Origin of the sequence: Pseudomonas sp. FJ2-5-13 (assembly GCF_029201605.1) — a bacterium.
GTDB classification, from domain to species: domain Bacteria; phylum Pseudomonadota; class Gammaproteobacteria; order Pseudomonadales; family Pseudomonadaceae; genus Aquipseudomonas; species Aquipseudomonas lactis.
In genome coordinates this window covers 935,501-953,535 of record NZ_CP104045.1, presented here as the reverse complement: position 1 = coordinate 953,535, position 18,035 = coordinate 935,501, and the positions used below count along the sequence as shown (strand labels likewise).

Annotated in this window: 17 protein-coding genes and 5 tRNA genes; 8 read left to right on the top strand and 14 right to left on the bottom strand. The window is 59.9% G+C overall.

The window, feature by feature from the left end; translation table 11 throughout:
* Positions 1 to 33: 33 nt before the first annotated feature.
* The 4 genes from N2A98_RS04220 to N2A98_RS04205 form a co-directional block, all read right to left on the bottom strand.
* Positions 34 to 2,064 carry a methyl-accepting chemotaxis protein gene (locus tag N2A98_RS04220; RefSeq protein ID WP_275623061.1) on the bottom strand — a complete coding sequence of 677 codons (2,031 nt, stop codon included), beginning with the start codon at positions 2,062 to 2,064 and terminating at the stop codon, positions 34 to 36.
* Positions 2,065 to 2,307: 243 nt separating this feature from the next.
* A complete protein-coding gene (gene ampE, locus N2A98_RS04215; protein WP_275623060.1) occupies positions 2,308 to 3,144 on the bottom strand; it encodes a regulatory signaling modulator protein AmpE in 837 nt (278 codons plus the stop codon).
* A complete protein-coding gene (gene ampD, locus N2A98_RS04210) occupies positions 3,141 to 3,704 on the bottom strand; it encodes a 1,6-anhydro-N-acetylmuramyl-L-alanine amidase AmpD (protein ID WP_044271521.1) in 564 nt (187 codons plus the stop codon). The genes ampE and ampD overlap by 4 nt, the downstream gene beginning before the upstream one ends.
* A gap of 61 nt (positions 3,705 to 3,765) precedes the next feature.
* Positions 3,766 to 5,913, bottom strand: coding sequence for a DUF1631 domain-containing protein (locus tag N2A98_RS04205; RefSeq protein ID WP_275623059.1), 2,148 nt, complete (start codon positions 5,911 to 5,913; stop codon positions 3,766 to 3,768).
* Between the two features lie 244 nt (positions 5,914 to 6,157).
* Between N2A98_RS04205 and nadC the strand changes: the two genes are divergently transcribed.
* Positions 6,158 to 7,006 (top strand): carboxylating nicotinate-nucleotide diphosphorylase, encoded by an 849-nt coding sequence (nadC, locus tag N2A98_RS04200; RefSeq protein WP_047712568.1) that lies wholly within the window; start codon positions 6,158 to 6,160, stop codon positions 7,004 to 7,006.
* A 119-nt stretch (positions 7,007 to 7,125) separates the two neighbouring features.
* Here nadC and N2A98_RS04195 read toward each other — a convergent pair whose 3' ends face one another.
* The 3 genes from N2A98_RS04195 to N2A98_RS04185 form a co-directional block, all read right to left on the bottom strand.
* A complete protein-coding gene (locus N2A98_RS04195) occupies positions 7,126 to 7,431 on the bottom strand; it encodes a DUF6388 family protein (RefSeq protein ID WP_044271514.1) in 306 nt (101 codons plus the stop codon).
* Between the two features lie 149 nt (positions 7,432 to 7,580).
* Positions 7,581 to 7,656 (bottom strand) — tRNA-Thr (locus N2A98_RS04190).
* Between the two features lie 64 nt (positions 7,657 to 7,720).
* Positions 7,721 to 8,134 (bottom strand): pilin, encoded by a 414-nt coding sequence (locus tag N2A98_RS04185; RefSeq protein WP_275623058.1) that lies wholly within the window; start codon positions 8,132 to 8,134, stop codon positions 7,721 to 7,723.
* A gap of 201 nt (positions 8,135 to 8,335) precedes the next feature.
* Here N2A98_RS04185 and N2A98_RS04180 point away from each other — a divergent pair, with 201 nt between their 5' ends.
* The 4 genes from N2A98_RS04180 to yacG are packed head-to-tail and all read left to right on the top strand — an operon-like array spanning position 8,336 to position 11,224.
* On the top strand, positions 8,336 to 9,544 hold the full coding sequence (locus N2A98_RS04180) for a type II secretion system F family protein (protein WP_275623057.1): 1,209 nt from the start codon (positions 8,336 to 8,338) through the stop codon (positions 9,542 to 9,544).
* Complete coding sequence (locus N2A98_RS04175; protein WP_275623056.1) at positions 9,541 to 10,407, top strand: A24 family peptidase; 867 nt, start codon at positions 9,541 to 9,543, stop codon at positions 10,405 to 10,407. Before N2A98_RS04180 ends, N2A98_RS04175 begins: the two co-directional genes overlap by 4 nt.
* Complete coding sequence (gene coaE / locus N2A98_RS04170) at positions 10,404 to 11,027, top strand: dephospho-CoA kinase (RefSeq protein ID WP_032893625.1); 624 nt, start codon at positions 10,404 to 10,406, stop codon at positions 11,025 to 11,027. Before N2A98_RS04175 ends, coaE begins: the two co-directional genes overlap by 4 nt.
* Entirely contained in the window at positions 11,024 to 11,224 is a 201-nt protein-coding gene (gene yacG, locus N2A98_RS04165; protein ID WP_003188437.1) for a DNA gyrase inhibitor YacG, read from the top strand. The genes coaE and yacG overlap by 4 nt, the downstream gene beginning before the upstream one ends.
* Here yacG and N2A98_RS04160 read toward each other — a convergent pair.
* Positions 11,221 to 11,436, bottom strand: a complete 216-nt coding sequence (locus N2A98_RS04160; RefSeq protein ID WP_003171680.1) for a hypothetical protein — start codon at positions 11,434 to 11,436, stop codon at positions 11,221 to 11,223. The two genes, yacG and N2A98_RS04160, sit on opposite strands and share 4 nt — an antisense overlap.
* A gap of 64 nt (positions 11,437 to 11,500) precedes the next feature.
* On the bottom strand, positions 11,501 to 12,190 hold the full coding sequence (locus tag N2A98_RS04155) for an energy-coupling factor ABC transporter permease (protein ID WP_275623055.1): 690 nt from the start codon (positions 12,188 to 12,190) through the stop codon (positions 11,501 to 11,503).
* Between the two features lie 127 nt (positions 12,191 to 12,317).
* Between N2A98_RS04155 and N2A98_RS04150 the strand changes: the two genes are divergently transcribed.
* Genes N2A98_RS04150 through N2A98_RS04140 form a run of 3 tightly spaced genes read left to right on the top strand, consistent with a single transcriptional unit; the run spans position 12,318 to position 14,534 of the window.
* Entirely contained in the window at positions 12,318 to 12,947 is a 630-nt protein-coding gene (locus tag N2A98_RS04150; RefSeq protein ID WP_003188431.1) for a DUF1780 domain-containing protein, read from the top strand.
* A gap of 54 nt (positions 12,948 to 13,001) precedes the next feature.
* Positions 13,002 to 13,175 (top strand): DUF3094 family protein, encoded by a 174-nt coding sequence (locus N2A98_RS04145; RefSeq protein ID WP_032893628.1) that lies wholly within the window; start codon positions 13,002 to 13,004, stop codon positions 13,173 to 13,175.
* Between the two features lie 60 nt (positions 13,176 to 13,235).
* Positions 13,236 to 14,534 carry an NAD(P)/FAD-dependent oxidoreductase gene (locus N2A98_RS04140; RefSeq protein WP_014716868.1) on the top strand — a complete coding sequence of 433 codons (1,299 nt, stop codon included), beginning with the start codon at positions 13,236 to 13,238 and terminating at the stop codon, positions 14,532 to 14,534.
* Positions 14,535 to 14,726: 192 nt separating this feature from the next.
* On the opposite strand, the gene N2A98_RS04135 is transcribed toward N2A98_RS04140, so the two are convergent.
* From N2A98_RS04135 to clpB, 5 genes are all read right to left on the bottom strand, one after another.
* Positions 14,727 to 14,803: transfer RNA gene (locus tag N2A98_RS04135), tRNA-Pro, on the bottom strand.
* Between the two features lie 94 nt (positions 14,804 to 14,897).
* Positions 14,898 to 14,973, bottom strand: a tRNA-Lys gene (locus N2A98_RS04130).
* A 5-nt stretch (positions 14,974 to 14,978) separates the two neighbouring features.
* Positions 14,979 to 15,055: transfer RNA gene (locus N2A98_RS04125), tRNA-Pro, on the bottom strand.
* A 9-nt stretch (positions 15,056 to 15,064) separates the two neighbouring features.
* Positions 15,065 to 15,140 (bottom strand) — tRNA-Asn (locus tag N2A98_RS04120).
* A 295-nt stretch (positions 15,141 to 15,435) separates the two neighbouring features.
* Positions 15,436 to 18,000, bottom strand: a complete 2,565-nt coding sequence (gene clpB / locus N2A98_RS04115; RefSeq protein WP_003188426.1) for an ATP-dependent chaperone ClpB — start codon at positions 17,998 to 18,000, stop codon at positions 15,436 to 15,438.
* Positions 18,001 to 18,035: the final 35 nt, after the last annotated feature.

Below are 18,035 nucleotides of genomic sequence, written 5' to 3'. Positions count from 1 at the left end.
ACATGGCCCGCCGCTTCGTCCTTCAGAACCTCCCTACACCCGAAACGCGCCAATCAATTGCTTCAACTCAACCACCTGGGTTGCCAGTTGCCGACTGGCCGCTTCCGTGTGCTGCGCGCCTTGCGCCGCATGCTCGCCGGCGCGGTTGATTTCGACAATGTTCTGGTCGATGTCTTGAGCGACCGCCGTTTGCTGCTCCACGGCGGCGGCGATCTGTTGGTTCTGATCGACGATCATCCCAACCGCCCCCAGGATATTTTCCAGGGCTTGCTGGACTTTTTCCGACTGCCCTACCGTGCCATTCGCCATTTCATGGCTGCTGCCCATGGCCTTCACCGCCGCACCGACGCCGCTGTGCAAGCGGATGATCATCTGCTCGATTTCCTCGGTGGAGTGCTGTGTACGCCGGGCCAGAGTGCGCACCTCGTCGGCCACCACCGCAAACCCGCGCCCTTGGTCACCGGCGCGCGCCGCTTCGATGGCCGCGTTGAGCGCCAGCAGGTTGGTCTGCTCGGCGATGCTCTTGATGACCTCCAGGACGTTGCTGATGGACTGGCTGTCGGTCGCCAGTTGATTGATCACCCGCACCGATTCGTCGATCTCCGCCGCCAGGCGCGCAATACCGCCTTGCTGGGATTGCACCAGCGCACGCCCGCTGACGGTTTCATCGTTGACGCTCTGAGCACTGCTGACCGCCGCCGCCGCGCTGCGAGCCACCTCCTGGGCGGTGGCGGACATCTGGTTCATCGCCGTCGCCACTTGCTCGATCTGGCTGCGCTGGCCGGACACCGCCTGGTTACTCTGTGCCGACACCGCCTGCACCTGGCCCGCCTGCAACTCCACCTGGCTGACCGTATGCCCAACACGCTCGATCAGGTCATGAATCTTGGCCACGGTGCCATTGAACACTTGGCCCAGATCGCCCAGTTCGTCACGGCTCTGGGCAACGAAGGTGACCGTCATGTCACCCGCCGCCACTTTGTCCATCATCGCCCCCAGGCGGCGCAAGGTGGTGCGGGTGGAGACAAAGAAACCGGCATAGAGATAGAAAATCAGCGCAAACACCGCCGCCAGGGCCGTGACCAGCAACACCATGTGCAAACGGTTCTGCGCCAGGCGCTGCTGCAACTGCTGTCCGAGGAACGCCAGGGTGGTGTCATCCAATTGATAGGTCTTGGCCATCAGTTGGCTGACGCCGTCATAAAACCCCTGCCAAGGCGCGTCGAGGGTCTCGGCCATCACCACCTGCTCTTCGAAAAACTCACTGCCTTGCTTAAGGCTCGCCTGGCTGGCTTGCGCCGAGACGTCGAGGGCGGCGTGCGCGGCCTTGCTCGCGCCCAGTGCGTCCTGCAGCTTCAAGCCATATTCACCGTGGAGTTTTTCCAGTTGCTGCAACAGTTCGTCAAAACGGGTGCTGGAGGACGAATTGATAAAGCCCTGCCCCAGGGAGTACGCGCCCATCGCCCGGCCTTCGCCCAAGGCTTGGGTGACTTGAGGGGTGACGGTGGTGACCAGGTCGCTGAGCTGGCGCAGATCACTTTGCGGATCACGGCTCAAGCCGGCTTGGCTGGCAATGATCTGGCTGAACATCTGGGCCTGGTTGAGTAACTTGCTAATCAACGCCGCTTTGTTGAGCAACGAGGTTTCCTGTTGCTGGGCCTTGAACGCGGCGATCAGTTCGTCGCGCTTACTGTCAAAGACCGCAACTTGCTCGGGCTGGGTCGCGATGGCGCGCAAGCCCTGCAAGCGCTCCACTACACTCGCTTCCAAAGCGCTGATCTTGGTCTCCAGGTCTGCCGCTTTGCCAGACTGGCCGAGGGTGGCGTTGATCTGTACCTGGTTGTTGAGGGTTTCCAACTCGCGACGCAACGCGAGGCTGCTGCCGAGCAGGTCAAGGCTTTGCAGTTCGACGCGGGTGCCCTGGTATTCACGCCAGGAGTCGCGCACCAGGTAATAGTTGGTCGCCAGCATCGGCAGCAGGAACAGCACGCTGATCAGGCTGAACTTCATGCCGAAGCTCAGGCGGTTCATCAGCGCGACGGCGGGATAGAGCAAGCTCTTCACAGGTGACCTCCCCTTCTTTTATTTTTATTGAGGCGCAGGGCGGCGGCAGATAGCCACTATTTGGCGCTCTATCTGTATAGCTCAATTCGAAAGGGAGTTTTGTAACGTAAGGTTAACGCAGAGGCGCAAGCCCTAATGCCATGTAGGAGCGAGCTTGCTCGCGAAAAACTTAACGACGCCGCGTTTATTCAGGAAGCGCGCGTTATCGTTGAGGGTTTTCGCGAGCAAGCTCGCTCCTACAAATCAGGGGAGTACCGTCCAGATGGCAAACCCGGCATACCACAGCACCGCCGCACGCAGCAGCAGTTCCCACAGGCGATCCAGGCTGTTGATGCCATCGGCCCCCACCACTGGCGGCGGGATTTCCGCAGCGGCCAGGCCGACTTTTTCCACCAGCTGTGCAGCGCTGATGTCCCAACTCAGCAGTTCGTGGAGCATCACACGGCTGACTCCTACGAAATTGCCCACCAAGGCAAAGCTGGCCGCCAGCAGGCGTACCGGCAACCAGTCAAACGCGTGGCGCAATTGCGTGGCGCGTTCGGCCACCAAGGGGTTCTGGCTGTGTTCACTGGCCAGCGCCAACAGGCGGTACGCCAGGGCGGCCACCGGGCCCAGCAGGAAATACCAGAAAATCACCGCAAAAAAGCTTTGGTACGCCTGCCACAGCAGGTAGCCCTGGACGCGCTCCAGCAGTTGCTCGCCACTGTCGGCGCCAAGCTTGAGGTCGCGTTCGGCCACATGCTCGGCCGCCTGCAGGTCACCGCGCCGCCAGGCATCACGAAACGGTCCCAACCCTGCCAATAAGTCGCCACGGCCCAGGCTATAGATCACCACCAGCAAATGCACCGGCAATGCCAACAGGCCATAGGCCACCGGTTCCAGCACCAGCAACAGCAACGCCAGCACTGCCACCGGCAACAGCACCAATACCAGCAGGATCAGCCAGGGCCGCTTGCCCATGCGCGGGCTCGATTCCAGCTTGGCCAGTTCACGCATCCATCCGCCGTCACGCTGCAACCGCAGGCGCAAGGCTGAGAACTTCTCGATCCATACCGCCAGCACCAACACCAGGAAACTCATCGTTCGTGTCCTCCATCCTGCAGGGCGCTGCGAAAGCGCGTCCAATCAAAAGCGGGGCCCGGGTCGGTCTTGCGCCCCGGTGCGATGTCGCTGTGACCACAAATATTTTGGTAGGTGATATCTGGGTAAGCGGCCAGCAGTTGGCGCGTCAGGTCGATCAGCGCCGCATACTGGGCATCGGTGAACGGCAGGTCGTCCGTACCTTCGAGCTCGACCCCCAGAGAAAAATCGTTGCACACCTCGCGCCCCTTGAAGCAGGAGATACCGGCATGCCAGGCCCGATCGCGGCACGAAACAAACTGCGTCACAGCGCCGTCACGCTCAATCAGAAAATGCGCAGACACTCGTAGGCTGGCTATCCCTTCAAAGTAGGGATGCTCTGAGATATCCAGGCGGTTCTGGAAAAACTCCTGCACCTTGCCGGTCTTGAACTGCGCCGGAGGCAAACTGATGTTGTGCACCACCAACAGCGAGATTTCGCCTTCAGGGCGCTCGTTGAAGTTGGGCGAAGGGCAATGACGAATGCCCTGGCACCAACCGCTGGCGGGGTCCAACTGCATACAGGCTCCTTGAGTGAGACGAGATGTGACCAGTATGCCGCGTTCCACCCTGCGGTTGCGATCACTTGCCGCGATTGAGTTGCCGCAGGTTACCCACCACGGCTGTCAGCGCACGTTCGAACAACGGGCCATCGTCCAAGCTGTGCAGGACGCCCTGCTTGAACGCCAGAGCTAACTGGCCCGAGCTTTTCTCCAGGACCTTGAGGCCCGTGCGGCTGACAAAAATATAGGTATCGGCGGGCGGCATGATTGCGGTCAACTTGCAGCGCAGGGTACCGGCTTCATGTTGCTGCAACGCAACCCAGGCACCGACTCGCAACTGCTGGACCTTGAGCAGGTCGGGGTCGTCAGGGGGCATTGATTTGTCGGCGGTCGGCGGGCCAGCGTCCAGGGTAAAAGGCTCGCGGACTTCGACCAGCACCTCGCCGTCGAGCGGCTGAACATGCAGAGCCTGCAACCGCAGGAAAAACTCGCGGGTACTGAAAGGATCGAACGCCGCACCGGCCAACCCGTCACGCAATGCTTTGAGCAGCCCGGGTAATTGCTCCAGCAAACGCCGGCCGGCTTCGGTGTCTTCACGCAGGCCCACGCTCCAGAGCAATTCATCCAGGGTGCGCAGCGCCGCCTGCCATTGCAGCGATTGTTCACCGTTTTTGAGAACGGCCACTAACAGCACCTGGCTCCAGGCCTGCTGCACAAATTGCAGCACCGATGCCGGCAAGGTTTTGCCCACGAGCCGCCGATTGAGCACCTGCGCCACACGCTGGCGCGCCACCTGGGTATGCAGGCGCTCTTGCTCGGCGTCACGGGTATGCCGTTCAAGACGTTCACTGCGCGTGCGCTCTTGGGCTGTAAATGCGCTGAACGTGGTGAGCAACTGGGAGAAAATCGCCGGGTCTTCGACGTACTCATTCAGCAACCGCTGGACGAGTTGCTCGATACACAGATAGAGGTTGTCTCGTGAGTGGTCATGGGGCGGGCTCCAGCCGATGACGGCGTTCGCGATGTCATTGAGCAAGCGCCGCGCCGGATGCTGCGTGTAACTGAGCAGGCTCTTGTCCAGCACCGCCACTTTCAGCAGCGGGATCTGCAAGCGGGCGATCAGCCCCTTGAAAGCGTCCGGCACACTGCTGTCATCGAGCATGAACTCGAACAGCATGGCCACCAGATTGATCACATCTTCGTCTGCTTCTTCCAACACCCGCGACTTGCCACTTTTGACACTGACCCGGGTGAGCAACTGTTCAAGCTGGCTGCGCAGGTCGAAATCGTCCTCGCTCTCCGGCTCCGGTACATATTGCTGCAAATGCGACAGCAGCCGCAGCAGATCACGGGTGGCAATGGGTTGCGGCTCGGCGCTGGCTTCAAGGGTCGGGGCCAAGCTGCCACGCACCGCTACCAACAACGTCTGCAAGGCGCTGAACGCTTGCTGGCCGCTTTTATCCAGCGGCGGGTCGGCCACCGCTTGGCCGGTGCAGTCCTGGTGCTCCCGGGCCGCACGCCCGCCGGCTCGACGGGACGGGACCGCTTTGAGTTCCGGCAATACGCCAGTGGCGATCAGCAATTGGTTGGCCTCGCCATACAACAGGTCGGAGTCACTGAGCACGTACTTCTCAAACAGCTTGAGCATGACCAGCTTGACGCGGATCTCCACCCCCAGGCTTCGCCCTGCTTGCAGGAAAAACTCGCACAGCCGCGCCGGGCCCAAGGGGTTTTCCGGATCATCCAGGCGCCTGCCAAGCAGTTCACTCAAGCGCGCGTTCAATTGCCCCAGCGCCAAGCCATCACGGTGTCGCACCCGACCGAGCATCGCCTCCAGGGCCACGGCTTTTTCCACGTCATCGGCGCTGGTGCCGGGTACCGCCTCATAAGACACCAACGGCACCAGGTGTGCCCCGCTGCACCGGGCCTGGCCCAGGTTGGCGAACGCCACGAACAGCTGCTCCATGAACACGCGTTCGAAGTTCTTGCGCTTGAGGCGCAGGTCGCGCATGGCCTCGAAAAAAATATGATGGTCGACGGTGCTACGGGCCTTTTCGGCCATTTCAAACAGGGTGTCGTCGGCGTTATCGAACAGTTCCTGCAAGCCTTGCTGCAGTTGTTGCGCAGCCTTGTCACGCACCTGCAGCAACACCACCGGCAGGCGCGCGAGCGGCGATGGCGTGGCCTGTGCCCTGTTGATAGGCACCACCTTCCCGTCATTGTGCATCCTGGCCTCCTGAAACGGCGGTTTTGAGAGGTGGAAAGACCGGAGCAGGCCCGGCAGGCCCTGCAAATATCCCGGCTACCACCAAGACGTCAAAGCTATGACGCCAATTGCAAGGCGCGAGATTATCTTGCAAACGAGGGCAGTTGCGCCAGCACACTCTGACTTTGTGCGGTAAATGAGTGGCGAGCTGGGTTAGAACGCACGCTGGCCCTATAATCGAGGCACTTTGTTTGTGGAGCCTGTTATGCCGAACCTCCGTCTTGCCGACCTCACCGCCGAAATCGAAGCCAACGTGCGCCGCGCACTGCTGGAAGACATCGGCAGTGGTGACATCACCGCGCAGTTGATCCCGGCCGAACGGCTGGCCAAGGCCACGATCATTACCCGTGAAGCGGCCGTGATTGCCGGTACGGCCTGGGTGGATGCGGTATTTCGCCAACTGGACCCACGGGTCGCCGTGCATTGGCAGGTAGCTGACGGTGAACGTGTCAGCCCCAACCAGGCGCTGTTCCACCTTGAAGGCCCGGCACGCTCGCTGCTCACGGGAGAACGCAGTGCGCTGAATTTTTTGCAGATGCTGTCAGGTGTAGCCACCCGAGCGCAGTTCCTGGCGGACTTTGTCGCGAGCACCCAGGTCAAACTGCTGGACACCCGCAAGACACTCCCAGGTCTGCGTTTGGCGCAGAAGTACGCGGTGACCTGCGGCGGTTGCCACAACCACCGTATCGGGCTGTATGACGCGTTCCTGATCAAGGAAAACCACATCGCTGCCTGCGGTGGTATTGCCCAAGCGATTACGGCCGCCCACAAAATAGCCCCGGGCAAGCCGGTGGAAATCGAAGTGGAAAGCCTGGAAGAGTTGCGCGAAGCCCTGGCGGCGGGTGCCGACATCATCATGCTGGATGAACTGAGCCTGGACGACATGCGCGAAGCCGTGCGCCTGAACGCCGGCAAGGCCAAGCTGGAAGCCAGCGGCGGGATCAATGAAACCACCTTGCTGCCTATCGCTGAAACCGGCGTGGACTACATCTCCATCGGGGCGATGACCAAGGATGTGAAGGCGGTGGACCTGTCGATGCGCCTCAGTATCTGAAGGTGCCGTAACCGTAGGAGCGAGCTTGCTCGCGAAAAACCCTAACGATAACGCGTACCTCTGGGGGCACGCGGTGGTCTTGAGTGTTTCGCGAGCAAGCTCGCTCCTACAGGCTGCTTTTAAACTACAAGGTTATTCATCTCGCAGTACTCGTCCCATTCGACACCCAGCACCTCGGCCGCCTCTTTGTGCAAGGCCAACCGCGCGGCTTCGAACTCTTCGGGTGTCGAGGTGTACTTGAGGGTCAGCTCCCAAGGCTGGTAGCCCTGGCTCTCGGCCTCATCTTCAAATGCCCACTGAATCTGGTCACGCTGATCGTCAGCGCTCAGGTCCTTGATCTCTTCTTTAAGCTGCGGCGTCGCCTCGAGGTATTTCTCGAGAGCTTCTTGGTGCCGAACTTCCTGGGTCATCTCAGTCGTGGTCATGTCGTTCTCTTAGATCGAGGAATGGGAATGCATCTGGGTCTTCAAGGTTGCGCAGATACAAAAGAGCGGGCGCAAATGCCCGGCTCACCTGGCCTTCAGAACCATTCTGGGATCATCTGAAAACATTGCCGTTGAAACAGTGGTGCCTGTGGTGCCCGAGACAGGAATCGAACCTGCGACCTTCGCGTTACGAGTGCGCTGCTCTACCGGCTGAGCTACACGGGCGGTGGGCTAAAGCTAGCACTGCATTGGGCATGCAGCAACTTGCTCGCTCACCGCCCGGCGACTGTCACGCGCCGTTGGCGCCACAACCCTTGGCAGCGTACTGCGGGTCTACCGTGGTGGCACAGCTCCAGCCGGTGGTGGTGCTACGGGTCAGGGTGATGGTCTTGCCGAGCACGGGCGCGGGCGCATCGAGGATTTCACAACGGATAGTACCTGCGCCCGAGGCCACATCGCCCGTCACTTCGATCGTGCAGTTGGCGGTAGGGCTGGTGCCCCCGATGAGGGCCAGGGTCGGCACGGTGCCCTGGTTAATGACGTCCTCATAGCCGGCCTTCAACGCGCTGATTTCAGCCAACCCCGCGGTGAACTTGGCCTTGGCCTGGTGCTTGGTGTACATGGGCAGGCCGATGGTGGCCAAAATGCCGATGATTGCCACGACGATCAATAACTCGATCAAGGTAAAACCTTTTTGACGCATTTCTTTCACTCTCCAGAATAGAACCATGACAAGGCGCGTCCTGCGCCCCGTAGTGTGCAACGGCGCCAGTGTACTCATCCCCACGCAGCCGTTCGCCTGCAAGACGCACAATCTGACATTTTATCGCCCAGCACCAGCCTGGCCGACTCCGCCACCTGACTAAGCTATAAATTCTTCACGACCTGGGTGCGCCAACTTCACATGAACGACACGTCGACAATCTATGCCTGGGAGGGCATCAACCGCAAAGGGCGCCGGGTATCCGGAACGATCGCCGGCCATAACCTTGCGCTGATCAAGGTGCAACTGCGCCAGCAAGGAATCTGCCCAGAGCGTGTGCGCAAGAAGTCTTGTGCACTGCCGACCTTCAAGACGCGCATAACGCCCGTAGATATCGCCCTGTTCACTCGCCAGTTGGCCACCTTGCTCAAGGCCGGCATCCCGCTGCTGCAAGCCTTCGACATCATCAGTGAAGGCGTCGAAAACCCACAGCTGCGCGAACTGGTGAAGGCGCTGAAACAGCATATTGCCAGCGGCCACCCGTTGGTTGCTGCCCTGCGTCAATATCCCCGCTACTTCGATGAGCTGTACTGCAATCTGGTGGCGGCTGGCGAAATGGCCGGAGCCCTGGAAACCCTGCTGGAGCGCGTGGCGATTCATCTGGAAAAAAGCCAACGGCTCAAAACCAGGATCAAGAAAGCCATGACCTACCCTATCGCGGTACTGGTAATTGCCACAGGGGTGAGCACAGTGCTGTTGATTCACGTTGTGCCGCAGTTTCAGAACCTGTTCGCCGGGGTCAACGGCCAATTGCCGGGGTTTACCTTGGCGGTCATTGCACTGTCGGAACTGTTGCAACAAGCGTGGTGGATGCTGGCGCTGGGCGTGGGCGCCATAATGGTCGCTGGGCATCACGCCTATCGAACTTACCCGGGCTTTCGCCATTGGTTGGCGGCGGGTTTGTTGAAAATGCCCGTGGCAGGCAAACTGCTGCACAAATCTGCGGTCGCACGCTACGCTCGCACGCTATCCACTACCTTTGCGGCGGGCGTTCCTCTGGTACAGGCATTGGGTTCGGTGGCTGGCGCCGTCGGTCATGGCCCCTTCAAACAGGCAATCGAACGTATGCGCCATGATGTATCCACAGGCATGCAGTTGAATCAATCGATGCATAACAGCGGCCTGTTCCCAGGCATGGCGATCCAGATGACCGCAATCGGTGAGGAGTCCGGCACCCTGGACCGCATGCTGGAAAAAGTCGCGAACCACTACGAGTCAGACGTGGACACCTTGGTCGACAACCTCTCCAGCCTGATGGAGCCGCTGATCATGGTGGTATTGGGGGGGATTGTCGGCGCGCTGGTAGTCGCCATGTACTTGCCGGTATTCCAATTGGGGACGGCGTTTTGAGCCTGCTGCTGAGCGAACATCCCTGGGCGTTTGTTGGCCTGGCGCTGGTGTTGGGCCTGATCGTCGGCAGCTTCCTCAATGTGCTGGTGTGGCGCCTGCCCAAAATGCTCGAGCGGGAGTGGCGTGCCCAGGCCCATGAGATTCTGGAGTTGCCAGCCGAGCCCGGTGGGCCCGCCTATAACCTAATGCGCCCCAACTCATGCTGCCCGCACTGCAATCAACCGATTCGGCCTTGGGAAAATATTCCGGTGCTCAGCTACCTGCTGCTCCGGGGGCGTTGTGCCCACTGCCGCGAGCCCATCAGCCTACGCTATCCTCTCACCGAACTGGCGTGCGCGCTGACCTGCGCCGCTGTCGCCTGGCACTTCGGCTTCGGCTGGCAAGCCGGCGCGGTGATGCTGTTGAGTTGGGGCTTGCTGGGGATGAGCCTGATTGATCTGGACCACCAACTGCTGCCGGATGTGCTGGTGCTGCCGCTGCTATGGCTGGGGCTGATCCTCAACAGCGCTGACCTGCTGACGCCCCTGCCCGATGCAGTATGGGGCGCGGTCATCGGCTACATGAGCTTGTGGAGCCTGTTCTGGCTCTTCAAGCTGGTCACTGGCAAGGACGGTATGGGCCATGGCGACTTCAAATTATTGGCCTTGCTGGGAGCCTGGGGCGGCTGGCAGATTCTGCCGATGACCCTGCTGATGGCCTCGCTGCTGGGCGTGTTTGTTGGGTTGATTCTGTTGCGTTTGCGTAAGGCCCAGGTGTCAGCGCCAATGCCGTTTGGCCCCTGCCTGGCAATTGCCGGCTGGATTGCATTGCTCTGGGGTGGTCAAATAACCGACTTCTATTTGCAGTCTGTCGGTTTCAGATGACCACTTCTGTTGCAACACCCTGGATTCTTGGGCTCACGGGCGGCATTGGCAGCGGCAAAAGCGCTGCGGCCGAGCACTTTATCAAGCTGGGCATCGACCTGGTGGACGCCGATCACGCCGCGCGCTGGGTCGTCGAGCCTGGCCGCCCGGCGCTGGCGCGCATTGCCGAACATTTCGGCAGTGGCGTGCTGCAAGCCGACGGCCAACTGGACCGTGCCGCGCTGCGCAAACTGATCTTTGAGGTCCCACAAGAACGCCTGTGGCTGGAAGCCCTGCTGCACCCGCTGATCGCCGAGGAAATTCGCAGCCACCTGGCACGCGCCCAGTCGCCCTACGCGATCCTGGTGTCACCGCTGCTGATCGAGTCCGGGCAGTACAGCATGACCCAGCGCATCCTGGTGATCGACGTGCCGCAATCGCTGCAGATTCAGCGTACCCTGCAGCGCGACGGCATCAGCGAACAACAGGTGCAGGCGATTCTCAAGGCTCAGTCCAGCCGCGAAGACCGCCTGAACCATGCCGATGACGTGCTGGTCAACGATAAGGACCTTGCCTGGCTGCATGGCGAGGTCGAGCGACTGCACCACTTTTACCTTACTTTGCGTGGAGGCCGATCATGAGCCAACCCTTGACCGTCGACTGCCCAACCTGCGGCGCCCCCGTGGAATGGAAAGCGACCAACCTCAACCGGCCGTTCTGCTCGGACCGTTGCAAACTCATCGACCTGGGTGCCTGGGCCGCTGAAGAACACAAGATTCCCGTGGCCCCGGACGCCGAAGACGAACTGTTTTCCGAAGACCTGCCGCCGCGCCACTAAGGCCGCATAAAGGCATATTCCTGCTGGTCGTCGAGGTTTTCTGCAAGGTATTGCAACTCGTCGGCCAGGTCTTCGAAGCTGCGTACACCCTTGCTTTGCTGCACCACTGCGCTGAGCATGGCGCGCAAGGTCAAACCGGGGTCAAAACCGATTTCCTGCGCTGCATCCTGGCTTCTGCGCAACTCCTGCCGTGCCCATTCATACACACTCATGATTCATGCTCCTGAAAATTTTGCCGAGCATGGACCTGCGCCACTGCCCTGCTTTTGACCTGGATCAACGCCGCGAATCGTCGTCCTTCCAGGGCGCCGAGAGGTAGCGGGTGCGGTTGAAGGTCTCCAGCCATTCCGGGCAAAACACCACCAGCGCGCTGATGACCATGCCGTTGATAAAGGCTTCGGGAAAGATGATCAGCCACAGGTAACCGACAAAATCCTCCAGCCATTGCGGCATCGCAAAAAGGCCGTCGAACCACAGCAGTCCCAGGCCGGCCAACAGGCACAGCAATGCCGACAGTGCGGCAGCAAAAAAGCCCGAACAGAAGATATACACAAAGGGGTTTCGCGGCTGCGCCCGCTCCACCAACAGCGCGCACCCTTCGGTGACCAGCACCGGCAGCACAATCAGGAGCAGGCCATTGACACCAAGCGCGGCCAGGTCCTGGCGCCCCAACAGCATCAAGCCAAGCTGGGCAGCAAAGCCACCGACGATAGCCAGCGGCCAATCGAGCAGCAAAGTCACGGCGGTCATGCCGATAAAGTGGTAGGACACACCGGTATCGAAATCCCGCCGCACCAGCCACAGCATGAACAGCGCGAACACCGTACCGAAGAGCAAGTGCTGGCGCCGACGGTCGGCAAACAGCTCCACCCAGGGCGAGCGAAGGATCGCCCACAGCACCACGGGCGCATACACCAGCCAGCCGATACCGAGGGTCTGGGGTGCCAGAACCGCTGCACTGATCACGGACGCTCTGCCTTTACTAAAAAACTCATCACACACCTCGTCCCTGGCCTGTTTCACGTGAGCATTCTACACCCGCGTTTTAAGGCAAGACTTCCTGTGGTCATCATTTGAACGCTAAGCTGCGACTATGGATGACTCAGATTATTTGCGCCTGCTCACCGTAGCAGCCGAACAAGCCAACGCATTCCTGTCCAATGCCCGCAAGTGGGAGCGTGAGCGTTGGGTCTGCCAGCGCCTGCTGCAAGGCTTGAACGTGCCCTATCGTGTCGAAGAGTTTCACGCAGCGGGCCAGGAGCCGCCCGACGTGCTGTTTCGCGACGCCAGCTTCGAGGTCTTTTTTGTGCTGGACGAGGGCCGTCGCCTGAACGACGAGTGGCGCGATGAGCTGCTGCGCAGGCGCAGTGCTTTCTCCCTGAGCCAACTTGTACGGCGCGAAGCCAAGCCACGGCGTATCCCCGCCCATGAGTTCCTGCTTCGCCTGGCCCCCACACTGCGTAAAAAAGCTCACAACTACAAAGAACGCGGCATGGATCTGGGGGAGCTGGACCTCATTGCGTTTACCAGCCTCAAACGCGAGGTGCTGGACCTCAACAGCCATTTTCCGCCGCCGACCGAATACCTGCGTCAGGGCTGGCGCTCGCTATCGCTGGTGGGGCCGACATTCGCACGGGTCCTGTTCGCACATCCCGACGCGCCGGACTTCTTGCGCAACAACCTGGGCCGCAGCATAGTGTTTGATGTCGGCATCAGCCTGTGATGCCCCTGGCTGTAACGTGGCGCCCCTTTGCAACGTCTACCTGACGAGGCCTTTATGACCAGCCGCCTGAAACCCGATGACCAAGAGCGTGTCGAAGAGTACCTGCAACTCTCCCAGAACAGAGTCGAGCGCAAGCCTTTCCGGCCGTGGCTGCTCCTCTGCGTGGTGCTGGTAGTGGTGATCGGGCTCGGTGCGCTGAGCCGCCTATTGAGTTACCTGACGCTATGAGCCGCCTGGCGCTCGCGAGGGTAACTGCTCCGATTTCTTTTAGCCTTGCGAGATATCCCCATGACCCATCGTATTATTATCGTCGGCGGCGGTGCCGGCGGCCTGGAGTTGGCTACCCGCCTGGGTAAGACCCTGGGCAAGCGTGGCAAGGCCAGCATCACGCTGGTCGACACCAACCTGACCCACATCTGGAAGCCTTTGCTGCACGAAGTGGCTGCCGGCTCGCTGAATTCCTCGGAAGACGAACTCAACTACGTCGCCCAAGCCAAATGGAACCACTTTGAGTTCCAGCTGGGCCGTATGAGCGGTCTTGACCGTGAACAGAAGAAAATCCAGCTGGCCGCCACCCTCGACGAAGAAGGCCGCGAACTGGTGCCCGCCCGCGTGCTGGGCTACGACAGCCTGGTGATTGCGGTAGGCAGCACCACCAACGATTTCGGCACCGAGGGCGCGGCGCAACATTGCCTGTTCCTCGACACCCGCAAGCAGGCCGAGCGCTTCCACCAGCAATTGCTCAACCACTACCTGCGCGCCCATGCAGGCCAAACCGACGCCGTTGAACAGATCAGCGTCGCCATCGTCGGCGCCGGTGCCACCGGGGTTGAGCTGGCCGCCGAGCTGCATAACGCCGCCCATGAGCTGGCCGCCTATGGTCTGGACCGTATCAAGCCAGAAAACATGCACATTACCCTGATCGAAGCCGGCCCGCGGGTATTGCCTGCCCTGCCGGAGCGGATCGGTGGGCCAGTGCATAAAACCCTGGAGAAACTAGGGGTGACGGTACTGACCAATTCGGCGGTCAGTGAAGTAACCGCCGACGCCTTGATCACCAGCAGCGGCCAGGTGATTCCGGCTAGCCTCAAGGTCTGGGCGGCCGGTATCCGCGCCCCCGGTTTCCTCAAGGACATCGATGGCCTGGAAACCAACCGCATCAACCAGCTGCAAGTCCTGCAAACCCTGCAAACCACCCGCGACGAAAACATCTTCGCCTTTGGTGATTGCGCCGCCTGCCCGCAGCCGGGCACCGACCGCAATGTACCGCCACGGGCCCAAGCGGCTCACCAACAGGCGTCATTGCTGGCCAAATCGCTGAAGCTGCGGATTGAAGGCAAAGAGCTGCCGACCTACAAGTACACCGACTACGGCTCGCTGATCTCGCTGTCGCGCTTTTCTGCGGTGGGTAACCTGATGGGCAATTTGACGGGCAGTGTGATGCTGGAAGGCTGGCTGGCGCGGATGTTCTACGTGTCGCTGTACCGCATGCACCAGATGGCGCTGTATGGGTTCTTCCGCACGGCGATGCTGATGCTGGGCAGCAAGATCGGCCGCGGCACCGAGCCACGCCTTAAATTGCATTAACAACCTGGCCTCGAAAGAGGCCTGGTAAATGTGGGAGCGGGCTTGCTCGCGAATGCGCTGTGTCAGTCAGTACATCTGTGACTGAACCACCGCATTCGCGAGCAAGCCCGCTCCCACTTTATTTTGCGGTGAATTCAGAATTTGCGAGCACAAAAAAAATCCCCGTATCTTTCGATACGAGGATTTTTAATATGGTCGGGGTAGGGGGATTCGAACTCCCGACATCCTGCTCCCAAAGCAGGCGCGCTACCGGACTGCGCTATACCCCGGTAATAAAAAGGCGACCTTTCAGTCGCCTTCTTCGATCAGCGCTTTTGGCCTCTGATCTTAAGATTCGATTCCAGCGTTAACTGGTCTCAAAAATGGTGGGTCGTGTGGGATTCGAACCTACGACCAATTGGTTAAAAGCCAACTGCTCTACCAACTGAGCTAACGACCCAAATATGGTCGGGGTAGGGGGATTCGAACTCCCGACATCCTGCTCCCAAAGCAGGCGCGCTACCGGACTGCGCTATACCCCGGTTTGAAATTGGCTCCGTGACCAGGACTCGAACCTGGGACCCAATGATTAACAGTCATTTGCTCTACCGACTGAGCTATCACGGAACTACATATTTCAAAGTTACTGCTGTGTTGCTTCCTCTTCGACCCTGTCCGTATCGCTACGTTAGCGTCTCTGAGGCGCGCTATTCTACAATCTTAAAAACCCCTGTCAACCCTTTAAATTGCTTTTAAGACAATGATTTGCGCTTCTTTCTGATTTCTTCTTGGGGAGAAGAAACCCGTGGGCTGACGTTGCTGCGGGGCGCACTTTACAAGCCTTTGCCTTACAGTTCAACGCCCTATCGAAAAAAAAGGCCCCGCGATGCGGGGCCTTCTCTGTTTACGCCAAGCGCTGGGCTTAATGGAAGACGATTTCGTCGTCTTTCACCGTCGCCGTAACGCGAGTGCCAGGCATAAAGCTGCCCGACAGGATCAACTGCGCCAGTGGGTTCTCGATCCAGCGCTGGATCGCACGTTTAAGTGGCCGTGCGCCATACACTGGGTCGTAACCGACCGCGATCAGCTTATCCAACGCTTCGCCGCTCAGCTCCAGGTCCAGTTCGCGCTCAGCCAGGCGGCTACGCAGGCGGCCCAACTGGATCTCGGTGATGCCCGCGATCTGATCCCGCGCCAGAGGCTCGAAGATCACCACTTCGTCGACCCGGTTGATGAATTCCGGACGGAAGTGCGTGGTCAACGCGTCCATCACCGCCGCACGCTGGGCTTCACGATCACCCACCAATTCCTGGATCTGCGCAGAGCCCAGGTTGGAGGTCATCACGATCACCGTATTGCGGAAGTCCACCGTGCGCCCGTGGCTGTCCGTCAAGCGACCATCTTCGAGCACCTGCAGCAAGATGTTGAACACATCCGGGTGCGCCTTCTCGACCTCATCCAGCAGGATCACCGAGTAAGGCTTGCGCCGCACGGCTTCGGTCAGATAACCGCCCTCTTCATAGCCCACATAGCCTGGCGGAGCACCGATCAGGCGAGCCACCGAGTGTTTCTCCATGAATTCGGACATATCGATCCGCACCATGGCCTCTTCCGTATCAAAGAGGAACTCGGCCAACGCCTTGCACAACTCGGTCTTACCCACACCGGTCGGGCCCAGGAACATGAACGAGCCGCTTGGACGGTTCGGGTCGGACAAACCTGCCCGCGAACGCCGTACCGCGTTGGACACCGCCACCACCGCCTCTTCCTGGCCGATGACGCGCTGATGCAACAGGCTTTCCATCTTCAGCAGCTTGTCGCGCTCGCCTTCGAGCATCTTCGACACCGGAATACCGGTCCACTTGGAGACCACTTCGGCAATTTCTTCCTCGGTCACCTTGCTGCGCAGCAACTGGTTTTCAGGCTTGCCGTGCTGGTCGACCATCTGCAGGCTGCGCTCCAGGTCCGGGATCACCCCGTACTGCAACTCGGCCATGCGGTTCAGGTCGCCTTTACGGCGCGCGGCTTCCAGTTCCTGGCGGGACTGCTCGATCTTTTGCTGGATCTGCGCCGAGCCCTGTACTTCGGCTTTTTCCGAGGTCCAGATTTCTTCGAGGTCCGAATACTCACGTTCCAGGCGGACAATTTCTTCCTGGAGTTTTTCCAGGCGTTTCTTGGCCGCTTCGTCTTCTTCTTTCTTCAGCGCCTGGGATTCGACTTTCAGTTGAATCAAGCGCCGATCCAGGCGATCCAGCACTTCCGGCTTGGAGTCGATCTCCATACGGATACGGCTGGCCGCTTCGTCGATCAGGTCGATAGCCTTGTCCGGCAACTGACGATCAGTGATATAGCGATGGCTCAATTTGGCCGCCGCAATGATCGCACCGTCGGTGATCGCCACCTTATGGTGGACCTCATAGCGCTCTTTCAGGCCACGCAAGATCGCGATGGTGTCTTCTTCGCTCGGCTCTTCCACCAGGACTTTCTGGAAGCGACGCTCAAGGGCTGCGTCCTTTTCGATGTACTGACGGTATTCGTTGAGCGTGGTCGCACCGACGCAGTGCAATTCCCCCCGCGCCAAGGCGGGTTTGAGCATATTGCCGGCGTCCATGGAGCCTTCGCCCTTACCGGCGCCGACCATGGTGTGCAGTTCGTCGATAAACAGAATGATCTGCCCTTCCTGCTTCGACAATTCGTTAAGCAGGGATTTGAGGCGCTCTTCGAACTCACCCCGGAACTTGGCACCGGCAATCAGCGAGCCCATGTCCAGAGACAGCAGGCGCTTGCCTTTTAGGCCGTCTGGTACCTCGCCATTAATGATGCGCTGGGCCAAGCCCTCGGCAATCGCGGTTTTACCCACGCCAGGTTCACCGATCAGCACCGGGTTGTTCTTGGTGCGACGTTGCAACACCTGGATGGTGCGACGAATTTCATCGTCACGACCGATCACCGGGTCCAGCTTGCCTTCTTCGGCACGCTTGGTCAGGTCGACGGTGTATTTGTCCAGGGCCTGGCGCGACTCCTCGTGGTTGGGGTCGTTGACCGCTTCGCCGCCACGCAGGTTGTTGATGGCGTTTTCCAGGGCTTTCTTGCTCACGCCCTGCCCCAGCAACAATTTGCCGAGTTTGCTGTTGTCGTCCATGGCGGCGAGCAGCACCAGTTCGCTGGAGATGAACTGGTCACCTTTCTGCTGGGCCAGGCGGTCGGCCTGGTTGAGCAGGCGCGCCAGATCCTGGGACATATTCACGTCGCCGGTGGGGTTCTGGATTTTCGGCAGTTGGTCGAGCTCTTTGCTCAACTCCTTGCGCAGGCTGTTAACGTCAAAGCCCACCTGCATCAGCAAGGGTTTGATAGAGCCACCTTGCTGTTCCAGGAGCGCCTGCATCAAGTGCGCAGGCTCAATGGCCGGGTGGTCGAGGCCCACCGCCAAGGATTGAGAGTCAGACAAGGCCAACTGCAATTTGCTGGTTAAACGATCAATACGCATTAGTCACCTTCCTTTTGAGCAGGCCGGAGCTATGA

Excerpts from the sequence above, each read along its gene's own strand:
- N2A98_RS04185 (WP_275623058.1), bottom strand. The coding sequence starts at position 8,134 with ATGCGTCAAAAAGGTTTTACCTTGATCGAGTTATTGATCGTCGTGGCA.
- ampE (WP_275623060.1), bottom strand. The coding sequence starts at position 3,144 with ATGAGTTTCCTGGTGTTGGTGCTGGCGGTATGGATCGAGAAGTTCTCA.
- ampD (WP_044271521.1), bottom strand. The coding sequence starts at position 3,704 with ATGCAGTTGGACCCCGCCAGCGGTTGGTGCCAGGGCATTCGTCATTGC.
- N2A98_RS04205 (WP_275623059.1), bottom strand. The coding sequence starts at position 5,913 with ATGCACAATGACGGGAAGGTGGTGCCTATCAACAGGGCACAGGCCACG.
- N2A98_RS04160 (WP_003171680.1), bottom strand. The coding sequence starts at position 11,436 with ATGAGTGTGTATGAATGGGCACGGCAGGAGTTGCGCAGAAGCCAGGAT.
- N2A98_RS04145 (WP_032893628.1), top strand. The coding sequence starts at position 13,002 with ATGACCAGCCGCCTGAAACCCGATGACCAAGAGCGTGTCGAAGAGTAC.
- coaE (WP_032893625.1), top strand. The coding sequence starts at position 10,404 with ATGACCACTTCTGTTGCAACACCCTGGATTCTTGGGCTCACGGGCGGC.
- clpB (WP_003188426.1), bottom strand. The coding sequence starts at position 18,000 with ATGCGTATTGATCGTTTAACCAGCAAATTGCAGTTGGCCTTGTCTGAC.
- nadC (WP_047712568.1), top strand. The coding sequence starts at position 6,158 with ATGCCGAACCTCCGTCTTGCCGACCTCACCGCCGAAATCGAAGCCAAC.
- yacG (WP_003188437.1), top strand. The coding sequence starts at position 11,024 with ATGAGCCAACCCTTGACCGTCGACTGCCCAACCTGCGGCGCCCCCGTG.
- N2A98_RS04150 (WP_003188431.1), top strand. The coding sequence starts at position 12,318 with ATGGATGACTCAGATTATTTGCGCCTGCTCACCGTAGCAGCCGAACAA.
- N2A98_RS04180 (WP_275623057.1), top strand. The coding sequence starts at position 8,336 with ATGAACGACACGTCGACAATCTATGCCTGGGAGGGCATCAACCGCAAA.
- N2A98_RS04140 (WP_014716868.1), top strand. The coding sequence starts at position 13,236 with ATGACCCATCGTATTATTATCGTCGGCGGCGGTGCCGGCGGCCTGGAG.
- N2A98_RS04195 (WP_044271514.1), bottom strand. The coding sequence starts at position 7,431 with ATGACCACGACTGAGATGACCCAGGAAGTTCGGCACCAAGAAGCTCTC.